This is a genomic window from Polaromonas sp. YR568 (assembly GCF_900116715.1).
GTDB lineage: Bacteria > Pseudomonadota > Gammaproteobacteria > Burkholderiales > Burkholderiaceae_C > Polaromonas.
In genome coordinates this window covers 1-24,647 of sequence record NZ_FPBM01000016.1, presented here as the reverse complement: position 1 = coordinate 24,647, position 24,647 = coordinate 1, and the positions used below count along the sequence as shown (strand labels likewise).

The following is a 24,647-nucleotide window of genomic DNA, read 5'->3' as shown; positions in this document are numbered from 1 at the left end:
CTTCCATCCACCTCTGGAGACAACCATGACACCCGTTTTTCGCCCCGAATTCAAACGCCCATTGGGGCGGACCCTCGCCATTGCGTGGCTGGCCGCGTTCACCACGACGGCCGTGCCCATCGCCCATGCACAAAACTTCCCCACCAAGCCGGTCCGCGTTGTCACGCCCTTCCCCGCCGGCAGCGGGCCCGAGGTGGCGCTGCGCCTGGTGGCCGACAAGCTGTCGAAGATCTGGGGCCAGCCGGTGATCGTGGACAACCGCCCCGGCGCGAGCGGCTTTATCGCGATTGAAGCCATCAAGCGTGCGGCGCCCGACGGGCATGAGCTGCTGCAGATGGACAACGCGCAGATGGCAGCCCAGCCTTTCCTGTTCAAGAAGCTGCCCTACGACCTGCTGCGCGACTTTGAGCCGGTGACGCCCATCCTGCGCAACTATTTCTTTGTGACCGTGCCCGCCGGCAGCCGCTACAAAACCATGAGCGACCTGATGGCCGCCGCCAAGGCCGGGCCCGGCCAGGTGAATTACGGCTCCTGGTTTGTCGGCAGCCCGGGCCATATCGGCGCTGCCATGCTGGAGACATCTACCGCCACGAAGATGACGCATGTGCCTTACAAGGAAATGTCTCAGCTGTATGTGGCCGTGGGCAACCAGGAAGTGGACTGGGCTTTTGGCAGCGCCGCCAGCGCGGGCGCGATGCAGCGCGCCGGCCGGACACGCTACCTGGCGGTGGCCGCCCCCAAACGCGTGGCGGGCTTTCCGGATGTGCCGACCGTGGCCGAGTCTGGCGGGCCTGCGGGCTTTGAACTGAGCGCCTGGACGGCCTTGCTGGCGCCCAAGGGAACACCAAAGGCAGTGGTCGAAAAAATCCAGAAAGACGTGGCCAGTGTGCTGTCTGAGCAGGACGTGAAAAACAAGTACGCCACGATGTATTACGAGCCCTACTTTCTGAACTCAGAACAGTTTCTACAGCAGCTGCGCAGTGATTCGCAACGTTATGGCGACACCATCAAGCGGCTGAACATCTCGCTGGACTGAGCGGTCCGTTTTCTTTTTTTTATATCTCACTCTGGAAAGTACCCCAATGAAAATCATCAGTTACCTCCACCAAGGGCAGCCCGGCTGGGGCATGGCCACCGACGCGGGGGTGTTGCCCCTGCACTCGGCGCAATACCCGACGCTGCTGAGCGCGCTGCAAGCCGGCAAGCTGGATGCCATTGCCGCTGCACCCACCAAGGCTGCGGCGCTGCCGCTGGGCGACATCCAGTTTCTGCCGGTGATCACCGCGCCGGGCAAGATCTTTTGTGTTGGCCACAACTACGAAGCGCACCGCATCGAGACCGAACGCGATCCAACACAGCACCCGTTGCTGTTTATGCGCGTGGCCGAGTCGCAGACAGGCCACCAGCAGCCCATCCAGATCCCGGCGGAATCGACCATGCTGGACTACGAAGGCGAGATCGCCGTGGTGATCGGCAAGGCCGGCCGGCGCATTCGCCAGGCCGATGCATGGGACTATGTGGCGGGCTATAGCGCCTACAACGACGGCTCGGTGCGCGACTGGCAAAAGCACACCATCCAGTTCACCGCCGGCAAGAACTTCACCGGCACCGGCGCCTTTGGCCCCTGGATGGTGACGCGCGGCGAGATCGCCGACGGCGAAGAGCTCACGCTGGAGACCCGCCTGAACGGCCAGGTCATGCAGCACACCACCACGGCGCTCATGATCTTCAGCATCCCGGTGCTGATCGAATACATCTCGACCTTTACCTCGTTGCAACCAGGCGATGTGATCGTGACCGGCACGCCGGGCGGTGTCGGCGTGAAGCGCACGCCGCCGGTGTGGATGAAGCCAGGTGACACGGTGGAGATAGAAGTAAGCAAGGTGGGGGTGCTGCGCAACACCATCGCGGCCGACGCCACGCGGTTTTGACAATGACGGCCGCTCTTGAACACAGCCTGCTGGCGGCCGAGGAAGCCCGGCGGCAGGCCATGCTGGCGGCAGATGTGGCCGCGTTGGGTGGTCTGCTGTCAGACACGCTGGCATACACGCATTCCACCGGTGTGACGGACACCAAGCACAGCTATCTTGCGCTCCTTGCCAGCGGTGCGCTGCGTTATGAGACGCTGGAATTCGCTTCGCCGCAAGCCAGGCTGATGGGCACGGCAGGTTTGGTCAGTGCGGTGATGTATGCGACGGTGCGCAAGGGTGAGCTGCGGCGGGATATTGCCAGCTCTTACCTCGCGGTGTGGGAACACACGGCGGCGGGTTGGGTGCTACAGGCGGTGCAGGCTACCGTGCTACCGGCCAAAGCTGCTGAATGACCATGACGCCTGATCCCCAGCTGACCCGCCAACTGGTGCTGGCCAACCGCATCCTGTATGCGCGCGGCGTGGTGGATGGCTTCGGGCATGTGAGTGTGCGCCAGCCCGGCCAGCCGGACACCTTCCTGCTGTCGCGCAGCCGGGCTCCCGCGCTGATTGAGGAGGCCGACATCGGCTGCTATGGGCTCGATGGCGAAGCGCTGGAGGGCAACCCCGGCAAGCCCTATCTAGAACGCTTCATTCACAGTGAAATCTACCGCGCCCGGCCCGATGTGACGGCGGTGGTGCACAGCCACTCCCCCAGCGTGATTCCTTTTGGTGTAACGGGTCAGCGATTAAGGCCGGTCTTTCACATGTCGGGCTTTCTGGGCAGCGGCTCGGCGCATTTTGAGATTCGCGATACGGCCGGCGACAGCGACTTGCTGATACGCAGCCCGGCACTGGGAAAAGCGCTGGCCGCGTCGCTGGGCAATTGCGCCTGCGTGCTGATGCGCGGCCACGGCAGCACGGTGGTGGGCGCCTCACTGGAACACGCGGTGTACCGCGCGGTTTACACCGAGGTCAACGCCAGGCTGCAGGCCGCGGCCATGGCGCTGGGGCCGCCCACGTATTTGACGCAGGCCGAAGCAGATCTGGCCGCTGCGGCCAATGACCCGCAGATTCCGCGGGCGTGGGCCTTATGGGAGCATGAGCTCCGTTTGGCATCCTGATTTTTTTGCGACTCGATCAACCAAGAATGGAAAGAAGCTCTATGAAACTGAAATCACTTCTGAAAATCTGCTGCGTCGCGCTGGCCTGCCAGGCCCTTGCGCCAGCTGCCCTGGCGCAAACCTGGCCGGCCAAATCGGTGCGCATCATCGTGCCTTACGGCACAGGCGGCGGGGCCGACATCCTGGCGCGCCAGCTGGGCGCCAGCCTGCAACAAGCCTGGGGCCAGGGCGTTGCGGTGGACAACCGCACGGGGGCGTCGGGCAATATCGGCTCCGAGCTGGTGGTGCATTCTCCAGCCGACGGCTACACCCTGCTGCTGCAAAACAGCACCATGGTGGTCAACATGGGCCTGGGCGTCAAACTCAACTATGACCCCGAGAAAGACCTGACGCCCATCATGCTGCTGGGCATCACGCCGATCGCGCTGGTGGCGCACCCCAGCATCAACGTCAAAAACCTCCAGCAGTTGCAGGACTACGCCAAGGCCAACCCAGGCAAGCTGAGTTATGGCTCTTGCGGCGTGGGCACGCCCATGCACTTCGTGATGGAGCTGGTCAAACAGAAAACGGCACTGGACGCGGTGCATGCCGGCTACAAGGGCTGCGCGCCGGTGGTGACGGACGTGGTGGGCGGCCAGATTCCACTGGCCATCTTCAGCGCTAACCTGGCCGCACCGTATGTGAAATCCGGCAAACTCAATGTGGTGGGGGTGGCCAGCCAGAAGCGCTATTCGCTACTGCCTGAAGCTCTGACGCTGGAAGAGCAAGGGCTGAAACCGCTGGATTTTTCGACCTGGTTTGCCTTGATGGGGCCGGCCAAAATGCCGCCCGCCGTCGTCAACAAAATCGTGGCGGACGTGCACAAGGTGCTGGCCGATCCTGGCGTGCAGTCGCGCCTGTCGAATGCGGGTGTGGAGCCTTATGAAGGAAACGGGGCAGCGCTGGTGAAACTCATCCGCTCCGACAAGCTGCGTTATGAGCAGTTGGCCAAGGCGGCCAACATCAAACCGGAGTAGGTCTCGAGGAGTGAGTTTTAACGCTGGCTCAGTTGCAGCGCGCCCAGCATGCGCTGCAGCGGCTGGGTTTCCGGCAGCACATACACGATGCTGCGGCTTTTACCCAATACGGGGCCGACCACGGTTTCGTAGAAGCTGACCGGCACCACCACGCAACCCATGGAGATGCGGTTGTCGTCAGGGGTCTCCGATGCCAACCGCTCCGCGCGGCGCTCCGCCGCCGGCGCGGGGCGCAGACGGTGGATGGCGAGCTTGGCGGCGTAGTCGATCCACACAATGGCCTCGCCCTGCAGGTTGTGGCCGGGCTCGGAAACAAAGCGGCCCGCCGGTGTGGTGCGTTCGTAGTCGCGCAGGCTGGCGACACTGCGCTGCTCCATGCCGGGCACGGCATGGTCGCCGGGCGCCAGGCCCGTCAATGCCGCAGAGGCGCCGCGCAGCTGGCCATTGGCCTCAAACACAAAGATGCGCCCGCCCTTTTTATCGACGATCACAAAAGGCAGGCCCTGGTTGTCATTGGCCTCCACCACCCAGCGCAAGGCCTGGCGAGCGTCGGCAGAAGCGGTCGCGGGCGTCAAGCCAGCGGCAGGAGCGGTGGTGTCGGTATAAGGCGCAAGAGGCGCCGCAAAGGCCGGCAGGGAGCCGGCGGCGAAGACAGCAAGTACCGCAGCAAGGGCGATGCGTGTGTGCAGTCTCTTTCCTTTGAACAACATTCGGGTCCTGTGCGGTCGCGCCGTTGGGAGTGCGCGAACGCACATTAAAAATCGGGTGGTGCCGTCTCTTAACGCACCTGGCCGTTGGTTGCACCATGTTAGCGATGCAAGCAATTGTTCTCAACGGAGAAACCCTGAGTTGCTTTGGTTATTTGCTATCTTTTAAATAGCATTAAAGCCTTTATTTATGAGACATCAATTCAGATTTTCCGGCTCCCGGAAGCCGTCGGAAGTGACTGTAACAGTCGCCGTGCACGGTCATTTTTCGCATTGAAGATGCGGACGCGCAACAACTCACTTCAAACAGCGCCCAGGCCGTTACAAGTTACAACTGCGCGGAAGTCCCTAAGAAGCATTCACTACTTCTCACCAGGCTTGATCCTGGAGTTGGCATTACCGCCAGGCGGCTCGCCGAAGCCCCGCCTCGCAAGTTGCATCAGATGCCGCCGGCCCTTGGCATCCGTCGTGCGCCATGCGGCGCGAGCCAACTCGATGAAGGCGTTCTCGGCGGGGTTGATGGCGTCGCCGCCGTGGTCTTCATCCAGCCAGCCTTTTGGCTTTCCGGACTTGCTCTCGATCTGTGCAGCCGCGGCGTCGCCGATGTTTCTGCCCGAACCCTGGGCGTCCCCTTTGAACTGGCTCAGTCCGCCGGCACTCAGGCCGAGTTCTTTGGCAAGCCTGCCCAGCATGCCGACCGGTGACTCTCCGGCGGCCAGCTCTCTTTCGCTGTATTCGCGAATGATGATCAGCAGGTTGTTGCGCCGGGTGCGGTTGATGTCTGGGGAATCCATGTGACGTGATTGCAACAATCAGAATTAATTTTCACCGGCTGGTTGACGATGACGTAAAAAGATTTTACATTATCTCTCATCGGTGCTTAGTCATCGACTTTTACCAACTTTTTAGCTTTTACTTTTAACTCTTTCCACGCACTCATCATGAAACCGATAGCCGCCACCGCAAGACACAGCACCCCCATTTGGGGCGGTGTTGCCGTGCGTCGCCTTGACGTTCAGCTGAGCCAGTGTGGCGAAAAAAATTCGTTTGCATCCTCCTATTTGCGAGCAACCATGCCTGCGCAAAAAAGCCACGAGGATTGCACACCACCGGGAGAAGGAGACGCCTGAGCGTACCTTCTGAATCTCTGACATCCAGAGGCCCGGTATCCGCAAGGAACCGGGCCTTTTTGTTTTCCCCTGACGGTGATCGTGCCGTCTATGCGCTCCAACAAGCGCGGGGTTCTTTAAAAATCAGCAGCGGGACAGCAGCCAACACTGGATGGCGGCGAGTCTCGCAAAAAATTGCGGACATAGCTCAGTGGGTAGAGCGTGAGCCTTCCAAGCTCAATGTCGTCGGTTCGAAGCCGTCTGTCCGCTCCATTTCGGGTGTATCTGTTTCACGTCACCTGCGCGAGATCGAGGAAACGGTCTGGCGGCGTGTGTGCCGGCAACCGGGGTTCATGGCCCCGGGGATGCAGTGCAGTGGGAGATCCCGGCCCGGCGTCATGCCGGCCGCCCGTATGCAGGTACAGCCGAAATGGATTTTTTTCCAAGCAGCTCCAGGTCCGCTTCATTGCAGCTGTGGGCGCCAAAGTATTCGTCACGTTCGTCTAGCTGGCTCAGGACACAAGATTTTCATTCTTGTAGACAGGGGTTCGAATCCCCTACGTGACGCCAATCCAGTGCGGAAGATCGATGTATTTCGACTGTCCGCCAATCAGTAAAGAAGCGCAGTGCCCGAGAGGGCGTAGTGCGGAAACCGGCCTCAAAGATAGGGTGGCACCGGAACTCGTAACCGGAGATTTTTTGGAAGATTGGCCGAGTGGTCAAGAACCTATTCACGGTCTGCCAAAGATTTACGGTTGCATAGCTCAGCGGCAGAGCAGCGGGCTCATAACCCGCCGGTCGTTGGCTCAATCCCAACTGCAACCACCAAAACACTGAGTGCACATTTTTTCTCGCGTTAGCTCAGCCTGGAATCAGAGCATCTGCCTACGAAGCAGAGGGTCGGAAGTTCAAATCTTTCACGCGAGGCCATTGAATTTTCAAGGAGTGCGAGCAGAGCTGGCTACTGCACCGGACTGTAAATCCGGCGTCTTCGGGCATACGGGGTTCGAGTCCCTGGCACTCCACCATTTTTAATCCGTGTGTGGCGCAGTTGGTAGCGCGCGTGCTTTGGGAGCATGAGGCCGCAGGTTCGAGACCTGCCGCACGGACCACCCACTTTCCGGTATCACTTCACTTTTGGTCTGTTAGCTCAGCTGGTAGAGCACTTCCCTGTCCAGGATGTGGTCACGGGTTCAATCCCCGTACAGGCCGCCACTTTTTATACCGGCATTTCACAGCAAATTTTCCACGGGTGTGTAGCTCAACCAGGCAGAGCAGCGGTCTCCAAAACCGAAGGTTGGAAGTTCGACTCTTCCCGCGCCCGCCAACTATTTTCCGGCGGCGTACCCAAGCGGTTGAAGGGTGCGGATTGCAAATCCGCCTGCGTCAAGCACACGTCAGTTCGAATCTGACCGCCGCCTCCATTTCCGCGATTTCAGCGCCTGTAGCTCAGCCCGGATAGAGCGCTGGCTTTCTACCCCAGTTGTCGGCCGTTCGAATCGGTCCAGGCGCGCCACTTTTTCCCAGCAACCAACCTCAAGGAGATTTGCCATGACAGCCAAAAACACAGCAGCCTCCAGGAGGCTGGCCAAACCCCGCAACCGCATTGTTCGTGCCCTGCTGAGTCGCATCATCTCCGCCGGCGGCGGGCCGCATCGCCACGCCCTGCAGAAGCGGGAACGGCCGCGGGATGATCGTGACCTGGATCAATGCGTCCGCGAATGCGGCGAGTGGTGAGCTCGCCCGGTTCTTCATTTCACGATAGCTCAGCTGGTAGAGCGCGCGACTGTTAATCGCGTCGTCCCTGGTTCGACCCCAGGTCGTGGAGCCAATTTTCCTCATAGCCGCATAGCTCAGTGGTAGAGCAGTGCCTTGATAAGGCACAGGTCGCTGGTTCGATGCCAGCTGCGGCTACCAATTTTTTCCTTTCTGGTGCAAGTGGCGCAGTTGGCAGCGCAGCGGGATGTGACCCCGCGGGTCACCGGTTCGAGTCCGGTCTTGCACCCCATTTTTTGCGGGTATAGCTCAGAGGAAGAGCAGCCGGCTTTTAACCGGCAGGCCGGGATTTCGAAATTCCCTGCCCGCACCATCGATCATTTAACTCAGGAGGTTTTGATGCACCATGTTCTTCAGCTCGACATCCAGGGGACGCCCCAAGCCTGGATCACGGCTGAAGAGGCAGCCTTGCACTATGCCACCGGCACCGTCGCCTGGGAGGACGGAGAAAGCCCGCTGGTAACACTGCGCGGCGGCTGGAATGTCGCGCGCGACCGGCAGTCGACTCTGGTGGTCCATCCGATCATCGCGCTGCGCGGCTCGCCCCGCCGCAATCTGCACGACGTGGTGCCGGCAGTCACCAAACCCAAACTGCTGCGCCGTGATCGTTGCACCTGCGCCTACTGTGCCCAGGTTTTCCCCGAAAAAGACCTGGAAGCCGAGCACATCGTTCCGCAGAGCAAGGGCGGGCCCTACTCATGGACCAACCTGGTCAGCGCCTGCCGCCACTGCAATGGCAGGAAGAAAGACCGCACGCCCGAGCAGGCCGGGATGCCGCTGGTGTATTTGCCCTATGTACCGAACCGGTACGAGGATTTTTTGCTGCGGGGCCGTAATGTCCGTGCCGACGTGCATGAATGGTTGTCGGCAAGACTTCCCAAAGGATCCAGGCTGAACTGAGTTCGGCAGCCGAAGCGGCGCATTGCGAAAGCAGTGCGCCGCTTTTTTTTCCGCGCGTTTCTGGATCCAGGCTAGACGGCGCCGCGCTGCCTGAGCGCAAGCGCATGCGCACCCGGAAAAACCTCTGCCAGCGACTTGACCTCGGGCAGCACATAGACCACGCCATAGCTGGCATTAAAAGCCGGCTTGAGAACATTCTCAAAAAACGCCACCGGCATGTTGATGCAACCGTAGGAGATGCGGTTGTCGTCAGTGGTGGGCGATGCGAGGCGCTCCAGCCGGCGCTCCTTGGGCTCCAGCGTGCGCACACGGTGCATGGAGACGGCCGCGTCGTAATCGACCCAGACTACATCTTCGCCTGTCGCATTACGCCCTGGCTCACCCAGGAAGCGGCCGGCGGGCGTGGTGCGCTCCTCGGGGAGCACCTGCGCGATGGGGCGGCCGCCTATGCCGTCCACCGAGTCGTCACCACGTGCGGCGCCTATCAGCACCGGTGTGGCGCTGCGCAGCTTGCCGGAGGGTTCAAAGACAAACACCTTGGTGTTGGCCTTGTCGAGGATCACAAAAAAGAGTTTGCGGTTGTCGCCAGAGGTGACTACCCAGTTGGCCACCTGGCGCGCGTTCTCTGAGGCTGTCTCGCCGCCGAAATCGGCGGTGCGCGGTGTCTGTTGCAGCGCGGCAGCCTGGACGGCATGGACGTCGTAAACAGGTCTCAGCTGATGTGCCCGGAATATCGGCAAGATCACAACCGCCAGGGCTACGCCCCACAGTACACCCTGCTTGATGCCGTCGAAGATGTCCGAACGTGTGCCGTCGGGCGGCGCGCCTTCGGGGGCGGGCCGCCTGAAAAAATCCGGAAGGGTCTGAAAAAAATGTTGCATGCGCGTAGCGTGACGCCGGTGCTGTCAATCGGGGGCGCTGAAGCCTATGCCTGACGCACACGTAAAAGCACCCCGGGCAACCGCTGCATGCTGACATGCTGCGACAGCCCGGGGCGATGTCACACAAAGGTGCATGGCATCCGTAGCTTAGTTGCGGTCAGCCTGGGCGGGACGCTCGGCCTGAAAGCCTGTGGTGTCCGTTGTGTTGGTGCTGGGCGTTGCGGCAGGCGCAGAGGCGTCAGAGTTAGTGACCTGGTTCTGCGCAGGTTGGGCGGTCGTGCCCGTTGCCGTAGTGGATTGCGTGGAAGGGTCAGTCTGGGCGTAAGCCATACCGATGGCGCCTACCACTGCTGCGGCGGCGAATGCGGATGCCAGGGTCTTGGATGCTCTCATGGTGTAACTCCTTAAGTCATGCCCATCACAGGCAATCAGGTTGGTAAATCGCTGACCGTATTGCCAGCTAAGTTCAATTTACGGGGAGTCGCCGAGGCTGCGCCGTCGGCCTCATACGGCCGGCCATGTAGGACAAGCGAGGTCACAAAATGCTACGGGCTTCACCGGTTGATGCAAGGGCACTACCACTGTGAGTAACTGCGCGCAAGCTGGCGCAGCTTGATTCCAGATCGGGTGTTATGCCGCAACCGTGCCCGGCTTGAGGCTGCCGTTCATGGCGGTGCGTTTGTCGGGGTTGCCGCCTGCCGCAACTTTGGGGGCGGCGGTGAACAGATCGACCTGGCGGTCTTCTTCACTGCGCGGGCCGTATTGCAGGTCGGGGCCGATCAGGCGTTGCAGTTCGCCATATCCTGTAGCCAAGGCCGTGTCATAAGCGGCGAAGCTGATGTCGGAGCAGGAAACGGATTCGAAAACCTGCGGGTTGGCGCGGCTTTCCAGAATGCGCCAGCAGAATTCGCCGGGGGATGTTTCCTCGACGGTCAAGGCCAAAGAGCGCAGGGGGGCGCTGAGCTGTGCATTGACCAGGGTGGAGTGGCTCATGAAAAAAATCCTCAAAAAAGTCCGGGCACGCCGGATGTGACGGTGCAGCGCAGCTTGGAGCGCGGCAAAAAGATATCAAGGGGGTGAAACGTAACTTTCAGCGCCGGCGCCGATTGCGCAAGCGGGGCCGGCATTGGCAATCGCGAAAGAACGGTAAAGACAGGGTCGCGCGGGCAGGTACCTGATTTCATTTCAGCGAGAGCGTCGGGTTCAATGAATGTCGAGCGTTCGTAACCACGCCAGTTTACGCATGGAACTGTGACAGCCTGCGGTGATTAGTACCGCAAAAATGTAGGAGAAAGCCGACAGGCGCTCCTGGCGGAGCCGTCACCCGAAATGGTTATATTGCAGGCATGGCCTGCCCTGCATGGTGCGCGGTGGTCCGAATGAAGAATTCATGAAAAGTCTTTACAAATATTTCTTTCGCGGCCTCATCACCATCCTGCCGGTGGCTTTGACGGTCTACCTGCTGTACATCTTTCTGGCGTGGATGGAAACCGCCGCGCTGTGGATGCTGCGGCCGCTGATCGGCAGTTTTTACATCCCGGGCCTGGGCCTGGTATTCGGCGTGCTGAGCATCCTGGTGATCGGCTACCTGGTGTCGAAGCAAAGTGTGCGCAAGCTGCTGTCTTTCGCGGAGATGCCCTTCACCAACCTGCCGGTCGTCAAAAGCATTTATTCCTCGCTCAAGAGTTTTGCCGACTACTTTTCCCCATCCGGCAAGCCGGGAGAGCAAAGCGTAGTGATATTGCGCATGCCGGGCCATGCCATGGAAATTGTGGGCCTGATCACCCGCCGCAGCTTTGCCGACCTTGGGCCCGGCTTCCTGCCCGGCGATCGCGTGGCCGTCTACTTGCCCATGGGTTACATGATTGGCGGCTATACGGTGTTTGTCCCGGTGGACTGGGTCCAGCCTATCGACATGTCGGTGGAAGAAGCCATGCGCTCCTCGTTGATCGCCTGGATGGCGCGCCCACCAGCCACGGGCGCAGGCGGCAGCCACCCCGCAAGCTGAGCGCCGCCCCGGGAAGGGAGGCGTAAGTTTTGTGATCTGTGGTTTCCCACATGGACAAATTGCATGGCAGGGCTATATTGGGCCGGTCTTTCACAACTTACGCATAGCCTGATGCGTCCCGGCCATGACAAACACAACGACAACGAAGACAACAAGCCGCAAGCTCCCTCTCTACCGCTCACTTTACTTCCAGGTGATCTGCGCGGTGATCGCCGGCGTATTGCTGGGGCACTTTTACCCCGAAGCCGGCAAGCTCATGAAACCGCTGGGCGACGGTTTCATCAAGCTGATCAAGATGATGATCGCACCCATCATCTTCTGCACCGTCGTGATCGGCATCGCCGGCATGGAGGACATGAAGAAGGTCGGCAAGACCGGCGGCCTGGCGCTGCTGTACTTTGAAGTCGTCAGCACCTTTGCCCTGATCATCGGATTGATCCTCGTCAACGTATTCAAGCCGGGCGAGGGCATGAACGTCGACGTGTCCACGCTGGACACCAAGGCCATTGCTGCTTACACAGGCCCCGGCAAGATGGTCGGCACCACCGACTTCATCATGAACATCATTCCGAGCACCGTGGTGGATGCCTTTGCCAAGGGAGAAATCCTGCAGGTGCTGCTGATCGCGGTGATGTTCGGTTTTGCGCTGCACCGCTTCGGCGGGCGCGGCACGCTGGTGTTCGACTTTGTCGAGAAAACCTCGCACGTGCTGTTCACCATCGTCGGCTTCATTATGAAGGTGGCGCCCATAGGCGCATTCGGCGCGATGGCCTTCACCATAGGCGCTTATGGCGTGGACAGCCTGGTGTCGCTGGGCAAGCTGATGGCCGCTTTTTATGCCACCTGCCTGATCTTTATCTTCGTCGTGCTGGGCGCCATCGCGCGCCTGCACGGCTTCAGCATCTGGAAGTTCATCAAGTACATCAAGGAAGAGCTGCTGATCGTGCTGGGCACCTCATCGTCCGAGTCGGTGCTGCCGCGCATGATGGAAAAAATGGAAAACCTGGGAGCAAAGAAGACCACGGTGGGCCTGGTAATTCCGACCGGTTATTCCTTCAACCTGGACGGCACCTCGATCTACCTCACCATGGCAGCGGTGTTCATCGCGCAGGCCACCAACACACCAATGACACTCACGCAGGAACTCACGCTGCTGGCGGTGCTGCTGCTCACGTCCAAAGGGGCGGCCGGCATCACCGGCAGCGGCTTCATCGTGCTGGCGGCTACGCTGTCGGCCGTGGGAACGGTGCCCGTGGCCGGGCTGGCGCTGATTCTGGGGATAGACCGCTTCATGTCGGAAGCGCGGGCGCTGACCAACCTGATCGGCAATGGCGTGGCCACCATCGTGGTCGCTAAATGGACGGATGAACTGGATACCGACAGGCTGAAGGCCGGGCTCAACAACGAGACCTGGGTGGAGGCTCAGGAGCCCGAAGTGCTGCTGAACAAGAAGACCGAGCACATGGCGACCGGCGGCCACTAAAGCAAATACACATCGCCAATAACAAATAACAAAGCCCGGCAGGCGGAGAAAACTCCACCTGCCGGGCTTTGTGTTTTAGGGTGCTGTGCGGCGAGCCGTTGGTTTAACGGGCCTGGCGCGGTGCCGGGCCTGGACCGCGGCCAGCGATGTGGCGGAAAGTGATGCGGCCCTTGCTCAGGTCGTAAGGCGAGAGTTCCAGCGACACCTGGTCGCCGGCAAGAATGCGGATATGGTTTTTGCGCATCTTGCCCGAGGTATAGGCCACAAGCTTGTGACCGTTGTCGAGCGTGACGCGAAAGCGCGAATCCGGCAACACTTCGTCGACCAGCCCGTGCATTTCAATCAGTTCTTCTTTGGCCATGATGTAACTCCTTGGGAATTGAAAAAATTGTCGGTGATATTTATTGCAGAGGCGGCAGGCTGGGCGTCAAGCGCAGGCCGGGGCCGAGCGCTCGTTGATCCAGCGCAAGGCATGTTCTGTCGCGTAATGCACGGCCGCAGCCGCGCTGTCAAAAAGGCCGCTGAAGCGCATCACGCGGTCGTGCGTGGCGCTGCCGCGTCCGGAGCGGATGGAGACCGATGCAGCGTAGCCTTCGCCTTGCTGCTTGGCCAGTGGTGAGACAAGGTACTTGCCCACCGAGATTTTGGTGTGATCTGTGTTCATAAAGTCCGTGCCGGATATTTTTCCCGGCTTGATAAATAAGGAGTAATTGGCTTGCAAGCAAGCCAGCGGGTGTTCGGTTTCCACCCGCCAGGCCCTTTGTCAAGGGGCTGGGCTGGTTGAGCCATGAGTGGGCACTGTCGGGAATAGTGCTCGCCGGGAAAACGGAACAGTGCTGAGAAGGTTCAGGGCTGTATGGGCGCTGAAAACACTGTGGATTCGGGCTCTGGGAAGCGCCGCAATTGAGAAGGAAGCCTGTTGGGAAAAGGCCTCGATGTAAAAAGCTGATGCTTTACCGAAGCCTCTATTGTAACCGCCTGGCGGAAATCCCGCCTTTTACCGCCTGCAACGTGTTTCTCACCCCTCAAACTGCGGGTGCAGCTGGCGGATGCGGTTCATGGCCATACCCGCGGCGGCGGTGCGGGTTTCGACGCCCAGCTTGGCGTAGACCCGCTCCAGGTGCTTCTTCACGGTCGCCGGGCTGGAACCCAGGATGTCGCCGATGTCGCGGTTGGTCTTGCCCTTGACGACCCAGTACAGCACTTCGGCCTCGCGGGCCGTGAGTTTGAAGCTCAGGCTCATGGCCTCGACCACCGCATCGTCGGAAATCTCGCGCATCACGATCAGCCAGTCACCCCTGCTCGTGCCCTCGCCTGCCCCGCCTTCAGCGTCACCGGTCTGCTGGTGCAGGCGGAAGGTCAGCCGGCGCGGGCCCTGCTCTACCGCCAGGCGCGGCGGCTCGATCTGGCGCTCGGCGTCCGTGATATGGCGGCGCAGCCAGGCCAGCACGGGTTCAGGGGTTTGCGGCGCCGCAGTGCCGTAGTAACGCATCAGGAGGTCACGCGCCAGCGGTGTCTGCCAGACCAGCCGGCCATCGGCCGCGCCGCCCATACGCACCGTGATGCTGGCATAGCCAAAAGCATCCAGCGCATTGCGTGCCTGGCCGGCCTGGCGCGCCTCCTGGCGGGCGCGGCGGGCGCCTTGCAGGTGCACACCCATGCGCGCCATCACTTCCTTGGGTTTGATCGGCTTGGTGACGTAGTCCACGCCGCCGGCTTCCAGCGCGGCCACCAGGTGTTCAGTTTCGGTGAGGCCGGTCATGAAGATGATGGGGATGTGCGCAGTCTCGGCCATGGCCTTAAGCCGCTTGGCAACTTCAAAACCGTCCATGCCGGGCATCATGGCGTCCAGCAGCACGATGTCGGGCCTGGCCTGCAGCGCGCGCTGCAGCGCGGCTTCACCGCTGGTGGCCACCAGCACGGTGTAGCCTGATTCATCCAGCGCGTCGTGCAGCACCGACAGGTTGTCGGGCACGTCGTCGACGATGAGCACAACGTCGCTGTTGGCCCGGTCCAGCGTGCGGTCCAGGCTCTTGTGCAGATTCGGGGGATTTTCAAGCACGCTGCTCATGGTGGCCCTCCTGGTTGGCGAGCTGGCGGCCCATGACCTCAAACTGGAATTGCCGCGCCAGCACGCGCATGTCTTCGACGAAGGCAGCGGTGCCGGGCTGCTGCCGCTCGATCTCCGCCAGCGTGTTCATGATGCCGCGGTAAAAACCCAGCGTGACCACCTCTTGCAGCGCGGCCAGCTGCGCGGCGGCGGGTAATTCGCGCGGTGCGGGTGCCGACGTGGGAAGGGTTTCCGCCGCCACGTCATAACGCCAAATCAGCGCCAGGCGGCGCTCCAGCCAGGCGATCAGCTCGGTATGGCGCACCGGTTTCAGGATGAAGTCTTCAGGAAGAATGCCCGCGTCGTTCTCCATGCCTTTGTCAAAAGCGTTGGCCGAAACGATGGCCAGGTGTATGCCCTCGTGGCCGGAGTTGCGTATTCGGCGCAGCGTCTCCCAGCCGTCTATGCCCGGCATGGCCAGGTCCATAAAGATCACGTCGGGCTGGTAGCCGGCGGCCAATAGATCCAGGCAGTCGTGGCCACTGGCGGCGGTGCGCAACTCAAAACCCATGGGCTGCAGCAATTGCACCAGCAGCTCGCGGTCCGGCTCTTCGTTGTCGACCACCAGCAGCTTGCGGCGCACGCCCTCATAGCCGTGCGGCCGGCGCCGCGCCGGCTGGGTGAGTGCATCTTTTGCCGCGCCCGCCGGCAGGTGCACCTCGGGCAAAAACAAGCGGATGCGAAATGCGGATCCTTTGCCCGGTGTGCTGTCCACCGTCATTTCGCCGCCCATCAAATCGGTCAGCATCTTGGCAATCGTGAGGCCCAATCCCGCGCCCGGTGTGCCTTCGGCGCTTTGGCCTGCCGTCGCGCCCCGGGCGAAAGGCTCAAAAATCTGCGCGAGCTCTTCTTTGCGCATACCGGGGCCGGTGTCCTCGATTTCGATATGGGCCATCTCGCGCGCGTGACGCAGCCGGAAGATCACCTGCCCCTGCGATGTGAACTTGATGGCATTGCCCAGCAAGTTGATGAGGATTTGCCGAACGCGCTTTTCGTCGGCACGGACCAGTTCCGGCAAGTTGCCGCTGGCCTCAAAACGAAACCCGAGCCCCTTTGCCGCCGCCTGCAGCTCAAACATGCCCGCCATCTCATGCACGCAGTCCGCAAAATGCATGGGCTTGACGTTCAAGGTGAGCTTGCCGGCCTCAATACGGGCGATATCGAGCGTGCCCTCAATGAGCGACAACAGATGCTCACCCCCGCGCTTGATGACACTGACGGCCTGCTTGCGGTGCGGCGGTATGGCGTTGTCTTCACCCATGAGCTGCGCATAACCGAGGATGCTGTTGAGCGGCGTGCGCAGTTCATGGCTGATGGCGCTGATGTAGCGGCTCTTGGCCTGGTTGGCCTGGTCGGCGTGGTGGCGGGCTTGCTCCGCCACCACCCTGGCTTGTTGCAAAGCTTCGTCGGTTTGCCGGTGCGACTCGATCTCTCGCATCAGCAGGTGCGTCTGGCGATTGGATTCTTCTTGCGCCACCTGCCGGCTCTTGTGCGCCAGCACCAGCCACCAGGCCACAAGCCCGGCGATGACCAGCAAGGCCATATAGGCTTTCAAAAAGCCTGAGCGCAGGGCGGCAGCCGGTGCATCCATCATGTCGGTATCAGAAGCCGCCATCAGCAGCGCGGTCAGCTCCTGCCGGTACAGCAGACCGAAAACGCTGGCCAGCAGCGGCACGATCACCAGCATGAGCAACAGGAAATGCCCCAGGCCGGTGTCCAGGTAGGGCCAGGCGCGGCGCGGCAGCAACCAGCGCAGGGTTGCCGACCATTGGGCCGACAGGCTGGCCTCTGGTTTGCACAAATCACCGCAGCGCGCGTCCAGCGTGCAGCACAGCGAACAGATGGCGCCCTGATAGGCCGGGCAATGCGCCATGTCCGGGCCTTCGTAGTCGCGCTCGCAGATCACGCAGCGCTTGAGCGCATACGGTTTGTAGTTGCCCCGGGCATCGGTCTCAGGCGCTTCGCCCTGGCGGGCGATGTAGTAACGCCCCCTGGTTGCCCAGGCAATCAGCGGCGAGGCGATAAATGCCGTGCCCAGCGCGATCAAGGCCGAGAAGGCTTGGGCGAGTGGACCGAACAGGCCCAAATGGGCGGCCACCGACAACACCGAGGCCAGCGCCATCGCGCCCACACCGACCGGGTTGATGTCGTAAAGGTGCGCGCGCTTGAACTCGATCCCCTTGGGTGACAGGCCCAGCGGTTTGTTGATGACCAGATCGGCCACCACCGCCATCATCCAGGCAATCGCAATATTGGAGTACAGGCCCAGCACGTCGCCCAGCGCCTGGAACACATCCATCTCCATCAGCATGAAGGCGATCAGGGTGTTGAACACCACCCAGACGACGCGCCCGGGGTGGCTGTGCGTCAGGCGCGAAAAGAAGTTGGACCAGGCCAGCGAGCCGGCATAGGCGTTGGTCACGTTGATCTTGAGCTGCGATATCACCACAAACAGCGCGGTCGCAGCCACGGCCCAGCCGTAATGCGGAAAGACGTACTCATAGGCCGCCAGGTACATCTGGTTCGGGTCTACCGCGCGGTCCAGCGGCACCATGTGCTGAATTGCCAGGTAGGCCAGGAAGGCGCCGCCCAGCATCTTGACCACACCAAGCAGCACCCAGCCGGGGCCACCCGCCAGCACACTGGCCCACCAGCGGCGGGTATTGCTGGCAGTGCGCGCAGGCATAAAACGCAGGTAGTCGGCTTGCTCACCCATTTGCGTGATCAGTGCGATGCCGACCGTCAACGCAGCACCAAACAAGTGCAAGTCAAATCCTGAACTCGTGCCTTTTTCACCTTTGTAGTGCGTTATCCCCACAAAAGCCCCAGGGTCACGCACCAAAACATAGATAAACGGCACAACCAGCATGACCAGCCACAAGGGTTGGGTCCATATCTGCAAGCGGCTGATGACGGACACCCCGTAGGTCACCATCGGAATCACGACCAGGGCACAAATCAGGTAACCCCAGCTTGGCGGAATGCCCAGCGCCAGTTCCAGCGCATAGGCCATTACGGCCGCCTCCAGCGCGAAAAAGATGAAGGTGAAAGACGCGTAGATCAGGGAGGTGAGCGTCGAGCCGATATAGCCGAAGCCGGCCCCGCGCGTCAGCAAGTCCATGTCCACGCCGTAGCGGGCGGCATAAATGCTGATCGGCAAGCCGGCCATGAAGATGATCAGCCCCGTGGCAACGATGGCCCAGAAGGCGTTGGTGAAGCCGTACTTCACCAACAGGGTGGCGCCGACCGCCTCCAGGATCAGAAAGGAGGCCGCGCCAAATGCGGTATTCGCCACCCGCCATTCAGACCATTTGCGAAAGCGCTGAGGCGTAAACCTCAGCGCGTAGTCTTCCATGGTTTCGCTGGCAACCCAGCTGTTGTAGTCGCGCCGGACCTTGATGACGCGCTGCACCGGTGCCTCAGCTTCGCTGGACGCCGCCGGCGCAGGCGCCCACGGGGGCACGGCCTGCGCAGGCAGGGGCAGCGGAGCGGCCGGGGTGTCCATGGATGGGGCGTCGTCAATACGTCATAAGGCGGAGTCTCTTGAGTGCAGATTCCATGCCACAGCGGTCAAACAGGTGCCGCACGCACCATCCTGTGGCACCATTCTTGCAGCCCGGACCTCACCAACCCTGCCGCAGCCGCCCCCGGAGAACCCATGGAATTGACGCCGAGAGAAAAAGACAAGCTGCTGATCTTCACCGCTGCGCTGCTGGCCGAACGCCGCCAGGCCCGGGGGCTGAAATTGAACTACCCCGAAGCCGTGGCCCTGATCAGCGCCTTCGTCATGGAGGGCGCCCGTGACGGCAAATCCGTGGCTCAGCTGATGAGCGAGGGCCGCAGCGTGCTGACCCGCGCCGATGTGATGGACGGCATTCCCGAGCTGATCCCCGATATCCAGGTTGAAGCGACCTTTGCGGACGGCACCAAGCTCGTCACCGTGCATCAGCCTATCGTCTGAGCAGTACCCCTTTCGCTTCAAGCTTTCACTTCAAATCAATAACACCCGCCCAACAGGAGATCGCTGTGAGTTTTTCCTTCATGCCTTCAACCCTCGCCCGCCGCGCCTTGATGGCTTTGGCGGCCATGCTGCCCGCTGCGGCCTTTGCGCACACCGGCGTGGATGGCCACGCCCACCTGGGTTTCATGACGGGCTTTCTGCACCCCCTGACGGGTATGGATCACCTCGCGGCCATGGTGGCCGTGGGCCTGTGGAGCGCCCTGGCCGCACGCCGCGCCGGGCCTGAACTGCTGTGGGGTCCACTGGGCTTTGCCGGCATGCTGCTGGTGGGCGCGCTGCTGGGCTTGCAGGGCGCGCAGATTCCCGCAGTCGAGCCCATGATCGCGGCTTCACTGCTGGTCACCGGCCTGCTGGTCGTGACACGCTGGCATGTGCCGGGTGTTGCGGCGGCGTTGATCGTCGGCGTGTTCGCCGTCTTCCACGGCCTGGCCCATGGTTATGAACTGGCCGAGGCGCCCAGTGCCTGGGCAACGCTGTCGGGCATGCTGGCCGCGACCGTACTGCTGCACCTGACGGGTTTGCTTGCAGGCTGGGCGCTGCGCAGCGCCAACGCCTGGTTGCCGCGCGCAGCCGGCGCCGGCGTCGCCATTTTCGGCGTGACCCTGCTGGCCCAACTGGCCCAACTGGCCTGAAGGCTCGCCATGATTCCCGGCGAACTCATTACCGACGGTGCGGACCATGTGCTCAACGCGGGCCGTCGCACGCTGACTGTGGTTGTGCAAAACACGGCCGACCGGCCCATACAGGTCGGTTCGCACTACCACTTTGCCGAAACCAACGGCGCGCTCGGCTTTGACCGCGACGCGGCGCGTGGCATGCGGCTGAACATCGCGTCGGGCACTGCGGTTCGTTTTGAGCCGGGGCAGCAGCGCACGGTAGAGCTTGTGGAATTTGCAGGCGAGCGCAAGGTATATGGATTTCGCGGACTCGTGCAGGGAGCACTTTGATGGCAACCATTGGACGCCGCGCCTACGCGGAAATGTTCGGCCCTACGGCCGGTGATCGCCTTCGCCTGGCCGACACCGACCTGGTGGTCGAGGTCGAAGCCGATTACACCCTGCGCGCCGGCAGCTACGGCGAAGAAGTCAAATTCGGCGGCGGCAAAACGATTCGCGACGGTATGGCCCAGTCGCAGAAAACCCGGGCCGAAGGCACCATGGACTGTGTGATGACAAACGCGCTCATCATCGACCACTGGGGCATTGTCAAAGCCGACATCGGCCTCAAAGGCGGGCGCATCGCCGCCATCGGCAAGGCCGGCAACCCCGACACCCAGCCCGGCGTAGACATGATCATCGGTCCCGGCACCGAGATCATCAGCTGCGAAGGCATGATCGTCACGGCCGGCGGCATCGACTCGCACATTCACTTCATCTGCCCGCAGCAGATCGAGGAAGCGCTGACTGCAGGCATCACCACCATGCTGGGCGGCGGCACCGGCCCGGCCACCGGCACCTTCGCCACCACCTGCACGCCCGGCCCCTGGAATATCGAGCGCATGCTGCAGGCTGCTGACGCCTTCCCCATGAACCTGGGCTTTCTGGGCAAGGGCAACGCCAGCCTGCCCGCCGCGCTGCACGAGCAGATCAACGCCGGTGTCATAGGCCTCAAACTGCATGAAGACTGGGGCACCACGCCCGCGGCCATCAGCAACTGCCTGGACGTGGCCGAAGAAACCGACACGCAAGTCGCCATTCACAGCGACACGCTCAACGAGTCGGGTTTTGTCGAAGACACGATGGCCGCCACCAAAGGCCGCAGTCTCTGCGCTTTTCACACCGAAGGCGCCGGCGGCGGCCACGCGCCCGACATCCTGCGCGTGGTAGGTGAGGAAAACTTCCTCCCCTCCTCCACCAACCCCACCATGCCCTATACCGTCAACACGCTCGATGAACACGTCGACATGCTGATGGTGTGCCACCATCTGGACGCAGGCATCGCGGAAGACCTGGCCTTTGCCGAAAGCCGCATCCGCAAGGAAACCATTGCGGCCGAAGACGTGCTGCATGACCTGGGTGCGATCAGCATGATGAGCAGCGACAGCCAGGCCATGGGCCGTGTCGGCGAAGTCATCATCCGCACCTGGCAGACGGCGCACAAGATGAAGCAGCAGCGCGGCAAGCTGCCCGGGGATTCGGACCGGCACGACAACTTCCGCGCCAAGCGCTACATCAGCAAATACACCATCAACCCGGCGATCGCCCATGGCATCTCGCATGAGGTCGGCTCGGTTGAGCCCGGCAAGTGGGCCGACCTGGTGGTGTGGAAGCCGGCCTTCTTCGGCATCAAGCCCTCGGTCATCCTCAAGGGCGGCTTTATCGCCATGGCCGCCATGGGCGACCCCAACGCCTCCATCCCCACGCCGCAGCCGGTGCACTACCGGCCCATGTTTGGCGGCTTCGGCGGTGCGATTGCCAGAGGCTCGCTCACATTCGTGTCGCAAGCCGGGCTCAATGCCGGCGTCAAGGAGCGCTTCGGCCTTGCAAAAACGGTGAGCGCCGTGAAAAACGTGCGCGGCGTGCGCAAGCAGCACATGGTCCACAATGCTTATTTGCCGCGCATGGAAGTCGACGCCCAGACCTACCTGGTGCGGGCAGACGGCCAGTTGCTGACCTGCGAGCCGGCCAGCAGCCTGCCGATGACGCAGCGCTATTTTTTGTTTTAAGGCCTCATGCTTCAGGTTTCCAAAGTTATTTCCCAAGGCGCGGGCCTGGCTCCCGTCCTCGTCAAACGCGCCGCCACTGTCGAACTCGACTGGGATGTGCGCCAGAAAAGCCGCTTCGACGCAACCGACTCCCTGGGTCGCCCGCTAGGCGTGTTCCTGCCGCGCGGCACGCTGGTGCGTGGCGGCGATGTGCTGGTGGCCGAAGACGGCTCGATGGTCAAGGTGATAGCCGCGCCACAGGCCGTGCTGCGCATCACCGCCTGCACGTCGCACGGTTCGCCCTTTGACCTGACACGCGCGGCCTACCACCTGGGCAACCGCCACGTGCCGATAGAGCTCAAGCCCGACCACCTCAAGATAGAGCCCGACCATGTGCTGGCCGACATGCTGCGCGCCATGCACCTGATCGTGAACGAAGTCGAGGAGGCGTTTGAACCAGAAGGCGGGGCCTACAGCTCGGGCGGGCACGGGCATGACCATGGCCACGCCCATGGCGCACACGAACACGCTTCTGGCCCTGCTCCTACGGCAGTGCCTGCGCCGCATGTGCACGGGCCCGATTGCAACCACGCGCATGATCACGGCCATGCGCACGAGGTCAAGCCTGTGGCCATTCAGATTCACAAGCACAAGCCGCACAGCCACTAGGCTGACTATGGACATGTCCGCGCCTCCTGCAGGACAACTTCCGGCATCCAGCCTGCTCCAGCTGATCTGGCTGGCCTCTCCGGCGCTGCCCGTGGGCGGCTTCTCGTACTCGGAAGGGCTGGAGGCCGCCGTCGAGTGCGGCGAAGTCACGACAGAAGCCATGGCCACGCGCTGGCTCAGCGACCAGCTCCAGTTGGCACTCACCCGCGGCGACCTGGCCGTGATCGCCCAGGCCATTCCGGCCTGGCGCACGGGGGACCTGGAGCGCATCGCCGAACTGAACGCCTGGGTGCTGCAAACGCGCGAGACCAGCGAGCTGCGCGCACAAGCCGAGCAGATGGGCCGATCACTGCTTGAATGGCTGCGCAACCATGAGGGTGCGAGCGCAGCGCACATCACGGCCTACGCACGGATGCAGCCAACCTACCCCGTAGCCTATGCGCTCGCGGCGTCGCAAACTGCTGCCGGCGTGCGCGACTGCCTGCTGGCTTATGCCTTTGGCTGGGCCGAGAACATGATGCAGGCCGCGCTCAAATCCGTGCCGCTGGGTCAAAGCGCCGGCCAGCGCATACTGGCCCGGCTCAGCGGCGACATTCCCGGCGCCGTCGAGGCCGCAATGAGCCTGCCCGACGACCAGCGCCAGGCCTTTTCCCCCATGCTGGCAATTCTGTCGGCGCAGCATGAGACCCAGTATTCACGGCTGTTCCGCTCCTGAACCCCACCACACGCCCGTCTTTTAAGGTAGCCCCCATGAGCTTGCACCACATCGCCAATCGCACCAAAAAACTTCCGCCGCTGCGCGTGGGCATAGGTGGCCCGGTGGGCTCCGGCAAGACTACGCTGCTCGAGATGCTGTGCAAGGGCATGAAGGCGAAGTACGACCTGGTCGCGATCACCAACGATATCTATACCAAGGAAGACCAGCGCCTGCTGACGGTGAGCGGCGCTCTCGATGCGGAACGCATCATGGGGGTAGAAACAGGTGGTTGCCCACACACGGCCATACGCGAAGACGCCTCCATCAATCTGGAGGCGATAGACCGGATGCTGGTGGATTTCCCCGATGCGGACGTCGTGTTCGTCGAATCGGGCGGCGACAACCTTGCCGCCACCTTCAGCCCGGAGCTGAGCGACCTCACCATCTATGTCATCGACGTGGCTGCGGGCGAGAAGATCCCGCGCAAGGGTGGCCCGGGCATTACCAAAAGTGATTTATTCGTGATCAACAAAACAGACCTGGCCCCCTACGTGGGCGCCGATCTGGGTGTGATGGAAGCGGACACGGTGCGCATGCGAACCACGCCCAAAGGGCTCAAGCCTTTTGTGATGACCAATCTCAAGACGCATGCCGGATTGGCCGAGGTGATTGCCTTTATCGAAACCAAAGGGATGCTGCAGATGACGACAGCGAATTCCTGATCAGTCCTGGAATTCGCTTGGATGTACGGTTTCGTACATCTTGCCTTCGTTCAGAAACACCACCATCCAGAGCCCAAACTTGTGGTCGGGGTGTTCGGGCATCACCTTGTTCAGCGCCTGCGCGATCGATTTGCGCAGCGGCGGCTCTATGCCTTTGGCCTCCGCGGGCTCCGTCTCAACGCTGATCAGCACCAACGGCTCCTGATCCTGGATCTGGACCCGGGGAAACGACCAACGCGCGGCGGTTGCGTGCACAAACGCAGTGGCTACTTGCTCCGCAATATTGGGGTGAAGAATGGTTTTTGTCATATGAAACACTGGCCTCTTTAATGCTGTAACCGAATGTTTCAATAATCGCAATTTCGGAGCCTCACGTCACGAGGGCCGGAAGAGCTTTCCCCACGAAACGGGAACTAGTTCCAGGAATTAATTCCGGTTTTCCGCATGTTCAAAGCCGGGCGGGTTTTCGGCTTTTTGGCGGCAAGCCAACGAGCTTGTCTGCGCAATTTCTGTTTTGTGCATTTCGCCGGGCGCCGGTTTGGCACTCAGGGGTGCATACATGGCAACGGCATTCGAGGCCCGAAAAGGCATCAGAAGGACCGGCCGGCATCCTCAAAACCGTGAAGGACCGTCAAAGTGAGCAGGCGATTTCCCGGCCACGCCAAAAGAGTCACCAGTCAACGGTTAAACTATGCGGCTCGGAAGCGTGGCAGAGCGGTTGAATGCAGCAGTCTTGAAAACTGCCGAGGATGCAAGTCCTCCGTGAGTTCGAATCTCACCGCTTCCGCCAGCTATTGGCGGCTTTCTTTAGGCGTGCTAGCAATTCACTATCGGGCTCTGCCTCAAGGGCCGCGACAGCGATCCAGTGCTC

26 protein-coding genes and 15 tRNA genes are annotated in these 24,647 nt (G+C 61.6%); 31 read left to right on the top strand and 10 right to left on the bottom strand.

Annotated elements, in window-relative coordinates; all coding sequences use genetic code 11:
- Positions 1-25 precede the first annotated feature (25 nt).
- The 5 genes from BM408_RS21820 to BM408_RS21800 are packed head-to-tail and all read left to right on the top strand — an operon-like array spanning position 26 to position 4,049.
- Positions 26-1,036: a Bug family tripartite tricarboxylate transporter substrate binding protein gene (locus tag BM408_RS21820; protein WP_092132728.1), complete on the top strand. Its 1,011-nt coding sequence runs from the start codon at positions 26-28 to the stop codon at positions 1,034-1,036.
- 46 nt (positions 1,037-1,082) lie between these two features.
- Complete coding sequence (locus BM408_RS21815; RefSeq protein ID WP_092132727.1) at positions 1,083-1,931, top strand: fumarylacetoacetate hydrolase family protein; 849 nt, start codon at positions 1,083-1,085, stop codon at positions 1,929-1,931.
- Between the two features lie 2 nt (positions 1,932-1,933).
- The gene (locus tag BM408_RS21810) at positions 1,934-2,323 is read left to right on the top strand and encodes a nuclear transport factor 2 family protein (protein WP_092132725.1); all 390 of its coding nucleotides are present in this window, start codon (positions 1,934-1,936) and stop codon (positions 2,321-2,323) included.
- A 2-nt stretch (positions 2,324-2,325) separates the two neighbouring features.
- Positions 2,326-3,033 (top strand): class II aldolase/adducin family protein, encoded by a 708-nt coding sequence (locus tag BM408_RS21805; protein ID WP_254774910.1) that lies wholly within the window; start codon positions 2,326-2,328, stop codon positions 3,031-3,033.
- Positions 3,034-3,074: 41 nt separating this feature from the next.
- Entirely contained in the window at positions 3,075-4,049 is a 975-nt protein-coding gene (locus BM408_RS21800; RefSeq protein ID WP_175541875.1) for a Bug family tripartite tricarboxylate transporter substrate binding protein, read from the top strand.
- Positions 4,050-4,066: 17 nt separating this feature from the next.
- On the opposite strand, the gene BM408_RS21795 is transcribed toward BM408_RS21800, so the two are convergent.
- Both BM408_RS21795 and BM408_RS21790 read right to left on the bottom strand, forming a co-directional pair.
- Entirely contained in the window at positions 4,067-4,759 is a 693-nt protein-coding gene (locus BM408_RS21795) for a hypothetical protein (protein WP_092132721.1), read from the bottom strand.
- Between the two features lie 359 nt (positions 4,760-5,118).
- Positions 5,119-5,550, bottom strand: a complete 432-nt coding sequence (locus tag BM408_RS21790; protein WP_092132719.1) for a hypothetical protein — start codon at positions 5,548-5,550, stop codon at positions 5,119-5,121.
- A gap of 512 nt (positions 5,551-6,062) precedes the next feature.
- Between BM408_RS21790 and BM408_RS21785 the strand changes: the two genes are divergently transcribed.
- The 16 genes from BM408_RS21785 (at position 6,063) to BM408_RS21710 (ending at position 8,541) form a co-directional block, all read left to right on the top strand.
- Positions 6,063-6,138, top strand: a tRNA-Gly gene (locus BM408_RS21785).
- Positions 6,139-6,357: 219 nt separating this feature from the next.
- Positions 6,358-6,435, top strand: a tRNA-Glu gene (locus BM408_RS21780).
- A 183-nt stretch (positions 6,436-6,618) separates the two neighbouring features.
- Positions 6,619-6,693: transfer RNA gene (locus BM408_RS21775), tRNA-Ile, on the top strand.
- A 22-nt stretch (positions 6,694-6,715) separates the two neighbouring features.
- Positions 6,716-6,795: transfer RNA gene (locus BM408_RS21770), tRNA-Arg, on the top strand.
- A gap of 12 nt (positions 6,796-6,807) precedes the next feature.
- Positions 6,808-6,893: transfer RNA gene (locus tag BM408_RS21765), tRNA-Tyr, on the top strand.
- An 8-nt stretch (positions 6,894-6,901) separates the two neighbouring features.
- Positions 6,902-6,977 (top strand) — tRNA-Pro (locus BM408_RS21760).
- A 27-nt stretch (positions 6,978-7,004) separates the two neighbouring features.
- Positions 7,005-7,080, top strand: a tRNA-Asp gene (locus tag BM408_RS21755).
- A 35-nt stretch (positions 7,081-7,115) separates the two neighbouring features.
- Positions 7,116-7,192: transfer RNA gene (locus BM408_RS21750), tRNA-Trp, on the top strand.
- Positions 7,193-7,202: 10 nt separating this feature from the next.
- Positions 7,203-7,289 (top strand) — tRNA-Cys (locus tag BM408_RS21745).
- Between the two features lie 14 nt (positions 7,290-7,303).
- Positions 7,304-7,381, top strand: a tRNA-Arg gene (locus tag BM408_RS21740).
- 35 nt (positions 7,382-7,416) lie between these two features.
- Positions 7,417-7,602 carry a hypothetical protein gene (locus tag BM408_RS21735; RefSeq protein ID WP_092132718.1) on the top strand — a complete coding sequence of 62 codons (186 nt, stop codon included), beginning with the start codon at positions 7,417-7,419 and terminating at the stop codon, positions 7,600-7,602.
- A gap of 18 nt (positions 7,603-7,620) precedes the next feature.
- Positions 7,621-7,696, top strand: a tRNA-Asn gene (locus tag BM408_RS21730).
- An 11-nt stretch (positions 7,697-7,707) separates the two neighbouring features.
- A tRNA-Ile gene (locus BM408_RS21725) sits at positions 7,708-7,782 on the top strand.
- A gap of 15 nt (positions 7,783-7,797) precedes the next feature.
- Positions 7,798-7,873: transfer RNA gene (locus tag BM408_RS21720), tRNA-His, on the top strand.
- 6 nt (positions 7,874-7,879) lie between these two features.
- Positions 7,880-7,954 (top strand) — tRNA-Lys (locus BM408_RS21715).
- A 26-nt stretch (positions 7,955-7,980) separates the two neighbouring features.
- Complete coding sequence (locus BM408_RS21710) at positions 7,981-8,541, top strand: HNH endonuclease (RefSeq protein ID WP_092132716.1); 561 nt, start codon at positions 7,981-7,983, stop codon at positions 8,539-8,541.
- Positions 8,542-8,612: 71 nt separating this feature from the next.
- Here the strand turns inward: BM408_RS21710 and BM408_RS21705 are convergent, their stop codons facing one another.
- The 3 genes from BM408_RS21705 to BM408_RS21695 all read right to left on the bottom strand — a co-directional run bounded on the left by BM408_RS21705 (position 8,613) and on the right by BM408_RS21695 (position 10,415).
- The gene (locus tag BM408_RS21705) at positions 8,613-9,422 is read right to left on the bottom strand and encodes a hypothetical protein (protein WP_092132715.1); all 810 of its coding nucleotides are present in this window, start codon (positions 9,420-9,422) and stop codon (positions 8,613-8,615) included.
- A 147-nt stretch (positions 9,423-9,569) separates the two neighbouring features.
- Positions 9,570-9,815, bottom strand: coding sequence for a hypothetical protein (locus BM408_RS21700; protein WP_092132713.1), 246 nt, complete (start codon positions 9,813-9,815; stop codon positions 9,570-9,572).
- 237 nt (positions 9,816-10,052) lie between these two features.
- The gene (locus tag BM408_RS21695; protein WP_092132711.1) at positions 10,053-10,415 is read right to left on the bottom strand and encodes a hypothetical protein; all 363 of its coding nucleotides are present in this window, start codon (positions 10,413-10,415) and stop codon (positions 10,053-10,055) included.
- A 397-nt stretch (positions 10,416-10,812) separates the two neighbouring features.
- On the opposite strand from BM408_RS21695, the gene BM408_RS21690 reads away from it, so the two are divergent.
- Positions 10,813-11,430 carry a DUF502 domain-containing protein gene (locus BM408_RS21690; RefSeq protein WP_092132762.1) on the top strand — a complete coding sequence of 206 codons (618 nt, stop codon included), beginning with the start codon at positions 10,813-10,815 and terminating at the stop codon, positions 11,428-11,430.
- A gap of 124 nt (positions 11,431-11,554) precedes the next feature.
- Positions 11,555-12,913, top strand: coding sequence for a dicarboxylate/amino acid:cation symporter (locus BM408_RS21685; RefSeq protein WP_092132710.1), 1,359 nt, complete (start codon positions 11,555-11,557; stop codon positions 12,911-12,913).
- 103 nt (positions 12,914-13,016) lie between these two features.
- Here BM408_RS21685 and infA read toward each other — a convergent pair whose 3' ends face one another.
- From infA to BM408_RS21665, 4 genes are all read right to left on the bottom strand, one after another.
- Complete coding sequence (gene infA, locus BM408_RS21680; protein ID WP_092132708.1) at positions 13,017-13,274, bottom strand: translation initiation factor IF-1; 258 nt, start codon at positions 13,272-13,274, stop codon at positions 13,017-13,019.
- A gap of 66 nt (positions 13,275-13,340) precedes the next feature.
- A complete protein-coding gene (locus BM408_RS21675; RefSeq protein ID WP_092132761.1) occupies positions 13,341-13,577 on the bottom strand; it encodes a hypothetical protein in 237 nt (78 codons plus the stop codon).
- 354 nt (positions 13,578-13,931) lie between these two features.
- Positions 13,932-14,984, bottom strand: a complete 1,053-nt coding sequence (locus BM408_RS21670; RefSeq protein ID WP_092132706.1) for a response regulator transcription factor — start codon at positions 14,982-14,984, stop codon at positions 13,932-13,934.
- The gene (locus BM408_RS21665; protein WP_092132705.1) at positions 14,968-18,528 is read right to left on the bottom strand and encodes a hybrid sensor histidine kinase/response regulator; all 3,561 of its coding nucleotides are present in this window, start codon (positions 18,526-18,528) and stop codon (positions 14,968-14,970) included. The genes BM408_RS21670 and BM408_RS21665 overlap by 17 nt, the downstream gene beginning before the upstream one ends.
- Positions 18,529-18,681: 153 nt before the next feature.
- Between BM408_RS21665 and BM408_RS21660 the strand changes: the two genes are divergently transcribed.
- The 7 genes from BM408_RS21660 to ureG all read left to right on the top strand — a co-directional run bounded on the left by BM408_RS21660 (position 18,682) and on the right by ureG (position 23,776).
- A complete protein-coding gene (locus BM408_RS21660) occupies positions 18,682-18,984 on the top strand; it encodes an urease subunit gamma (RefSeq protein WP_092132703.1) in 303 nt (100 codons plus the stop codon).
- Positions 18,985-19,064: 80 nt separating this feature from the next.
- On the top strand, positions 19,065-19,676 hold the full coding sequence (locus tag BM408_RS21655; protein WP_092132759.1) for a HupE/UreJ family protein: 612 nt from the start codon (positions 19,065-19,067) through the stop codon (positions 19,674-19,676).
- 9 nt (positions 19,677-19,685) lie between these two features.
- Positions 19,686-19,991, top strand: coding sequence for an urease subunit beta (locus tag BM408_RS21650; protein WP_092132702.1), 306 nt, complete (start codon positions 19,686-19,688; stop codon positions 19,989-19,991).
- Positions 19,991-21,709, top strand: coding sequence for an urease subunit alpha (ureC, locus tag BM408_RS21645; RefSeq protein ID WP_092132700.1), 1,719 nt, complete (start codon positions 19,991-19,993; stop codon positions 21,707-21,709). The genes BM408_RS21650 and ureC overlap by 1 nt, the downstream gene beginning before the upstream one ends.
- A 6-nt stretch (positions 21,710-21,715) precedes the next feature.
- The gene (gene ureE / locus BM408_RS21640) at positions 21,716-22,357 is read left to right on the top strand and encodes an urease accessory protein UreE (RefSeq protein ID WP_092132699.1); all 642 of its coding nucleotides are present in this window, start codon (positions 21,716-21,718) and stop codon (positions 22,355-22,357) included.
- Between the two features lie 13 nt (positions 22,358-22,370).
- Complete coding sequence (locus BM408_RS21635; protein ID WP_092132757.1) at positions 22,371-23,072, top strand: urease accessory protein UreF; 702 nt, start codon at positions 22,371-22,373, stop codon at positions 23,070-23,072.
- A gap of 35 nt (positions 23,073-23,107) precedes the next feature.
- A complete protein-coding gene (ureG, locus tag BM408_RS21630) occupies positions 23,108-23,776 on the top strand; it encodes an urease accessory protein UreG (RefSeq protein ID WP_092132697.1) in 669 nt (222 codons plus the stop codon).
- Here ureG and BM408_RS21625 read toward each other — a convergent pair whose 3' ends face one another.
- Entirely contained in the window at positions 23,777-24,085 is a 309-nt protein-coding gene (locus BM408_RS21625; protein WP_092132695.1) for a hypothetical protein, read from the bottom strand.
- A gap of 391 nt (positions 24,086-24,476) precedes the next feature.
- On the opposite strand from BM408_RS21625, the gene BM408_RS21620 reads away from it, so the two are divergent.
- Positions 24,477-24,566, top strand: a tRNA-Ser gene (locus BM408_RS21620).
- The last annotated feature ends 81 nt before the right edge of the window (positions 24,567-24,647 follow it).

Excerpts from the sequence above, each read along its gene's own strand:
- BM408_RS21790 (WP_092132719.1), bottom strand. The coding sequence starts at position 5,550 with ATGGATTCCCCAGACATCAACCGCACCCGGCGCAACAACCTGCTGATC.
- BM408_RS21660 (WP_092132703.1), top strand. The coding sequence starts at position 18,682 with ATGGAATTGACGCCGAGAGAAAAAGACAAGCTGCTGATCTTCACCGCT.
- BM408_RS21735 (WP_092132718.1), top strand. The coding sequence starts at position 7,417 with ATGACAGCCAAAAACACAGCAGCCTCCAGGAGGCTGGCCAAACCCCGC.
- BM408_RS21805 (WP_254774910.1), top strand. The coding sequence starts at position 2,326 with ATGACGCCTGATCCCCAGCTGACCCGCCAACTGGTGCTGGCCAACCGC.
- BM408_RS21690 (WP_092132762.1), top strand. The coding sequence starts at position 10,813 with ATGAAAAGTCTTTACAAATATTTCTTTCGCGGCCTCATCACCATCCTG.
- ureC (WP_092132700.1), top strand. The coding sequence starts at position 19,991 with ATGGCAACCATTGGACGCCGCGCCTACGCGGAAATGTTCGGCCCTACG.
- BM408_RS21665 (WP_092132705.1), bottom strand. The coding sequence starts at position 18,528 with ATGGACACCCCGGCCGCTCCGCTGCCCCTGCCTGCGCAGGCCGTGCCC.
- BM408_RS21795 (WP_092132721.1), bottom strand. The coding sequence starts at position 4,759 with ATGTTGTTCAAAGGAAAGAGACTGCACACACGCATCGCCCTTGCTGCG.
- BM408_RS21655 (WP_092132759.1), top strand. The coding sequence starts at position 19,065 with ATGCCTTCAACCCTCGCCCGCCGCGCCTTGATGGCTTTGGCGGCCATG.
- BM408_RS21695 (WP_092132711.1), bottom strand. The coding sequence starts at position 10,415 with ATGAGCCACTCCACCCTGGTCAATGCACAGCTCAGCGCCCCCCTGCGC.
- infA (WP_092132708.1), bottom strand. The coding sequence starts at position 13,274 with ATGGCCAAAGAAGAACTGATTGAAATGCACGGGCTGGTCGACGAAGTG.
- BM408_RS21810 (WP_092132725.1), top strand. The coding sequence starts at position 1,934 with ATGACGGCCGCTCTTGAACACAGCCTGCTGGCGGCCGAGGAAGCCCGG.
- BM408_RS21685 (WP_092132710.1), top strand. The coding sequence starts at position 11,555 with ATGACAAACACAACGACAACGAAGACAACAAGCCGCAAGCTCCCTCTC.
- ureG (WP_092132697.1), top strand. The coding sequence starts at position 23,108 with ATGAGCTTGCACCACATCGCCAATCGCACCAAAAAACTTCCGCCGCTG.
- BM408_RS21625 (WP_092132695.1), bottom strand. The coding sequence starts at position 24,085 with ATGACAAAAACCATTCTTCACCCCAATATTGCGGAGCAAGTAGCCACT.
- BM408_RS21650 (WP_092132702.1), top strand. The coding sequence starts at position 19,686 with ATGATTCCCGGCGAACTCATTACCGACGGTGCGGACCATGTGCTCAAC.
- BM408_RS21710 (WP_092132716.1), top strand. The coding sequence starts at position 7,981 with ATGCACCATGTTCTTCAGCTCGACATCCAGGGGACGCCCCAAGCCTGG.
- BM408_RS21675 (WP_092132761.1), bottom strand. The coding sequence starts at position 13,577 with ATGAACACAGATCACACCAAAATCTCGGTGGGCAAGTACCTTGTCTCA.
- BM408_RS21800 (WP_175541875.1), top strand. The coding sequence starts at position 3,075 with ATGAAACTGAAATCACTTCTGAAAATCTGCTGCGTCGCGCTGGCCTGC.
- BM408_RS21635 (WP_092132757.1), top strand. The coding sequence starts at position 22,371 with ATGTCCGCGCCTCCTGCAGGACAACTTCCGGCATCCAGCCTGCTCCAG.
- BM408_RS21815 (WP_092132727.1), top strand. The coding sequence starts at position 1,083 with ATGAAAATCATCAGTTACCTCCACCAAGGGCAGCCCGGCTGGGGCATG.
- BM408_RS21700 (WP_092132713.1), bottom strand. The coding sequence starts at position 9,815 with ATGAGAGCATCCAAGACCCTGGCATCCGCATTCGCCGCCGCAGCAGTG.
- ureE (WP_092132699.1), top strand. The coding sequence starts at position 21,716 with ATGCTTCAGGTTTCCAAAGTTATTTCCCAAGGCGCGGGCCTGGCTCCC.
- BM408_RS21820 (WP_092132728.1), top strand. The coding sequence starts at position 26 with ATGACACCCGTTTTTCGCCCCGAATTCAAACGCCCATTGGGGCGGACC.
- BM408_RS21705 (WP_092132715.1), bottom strand. The coding sequence starts at position 9,422 with ATGCAACATTTTTTTCAGACCCTTCCGGATTTTTTCAGGCGGCCCGCC.
- BM408_RS21670 (WP_092132706.1), bottom strand. The coding sequence starts at position 14,984 with ATGAGCAGCGTGCTTGAAAATCCCCCGAATCTGCACAAGAGCCTGGAC.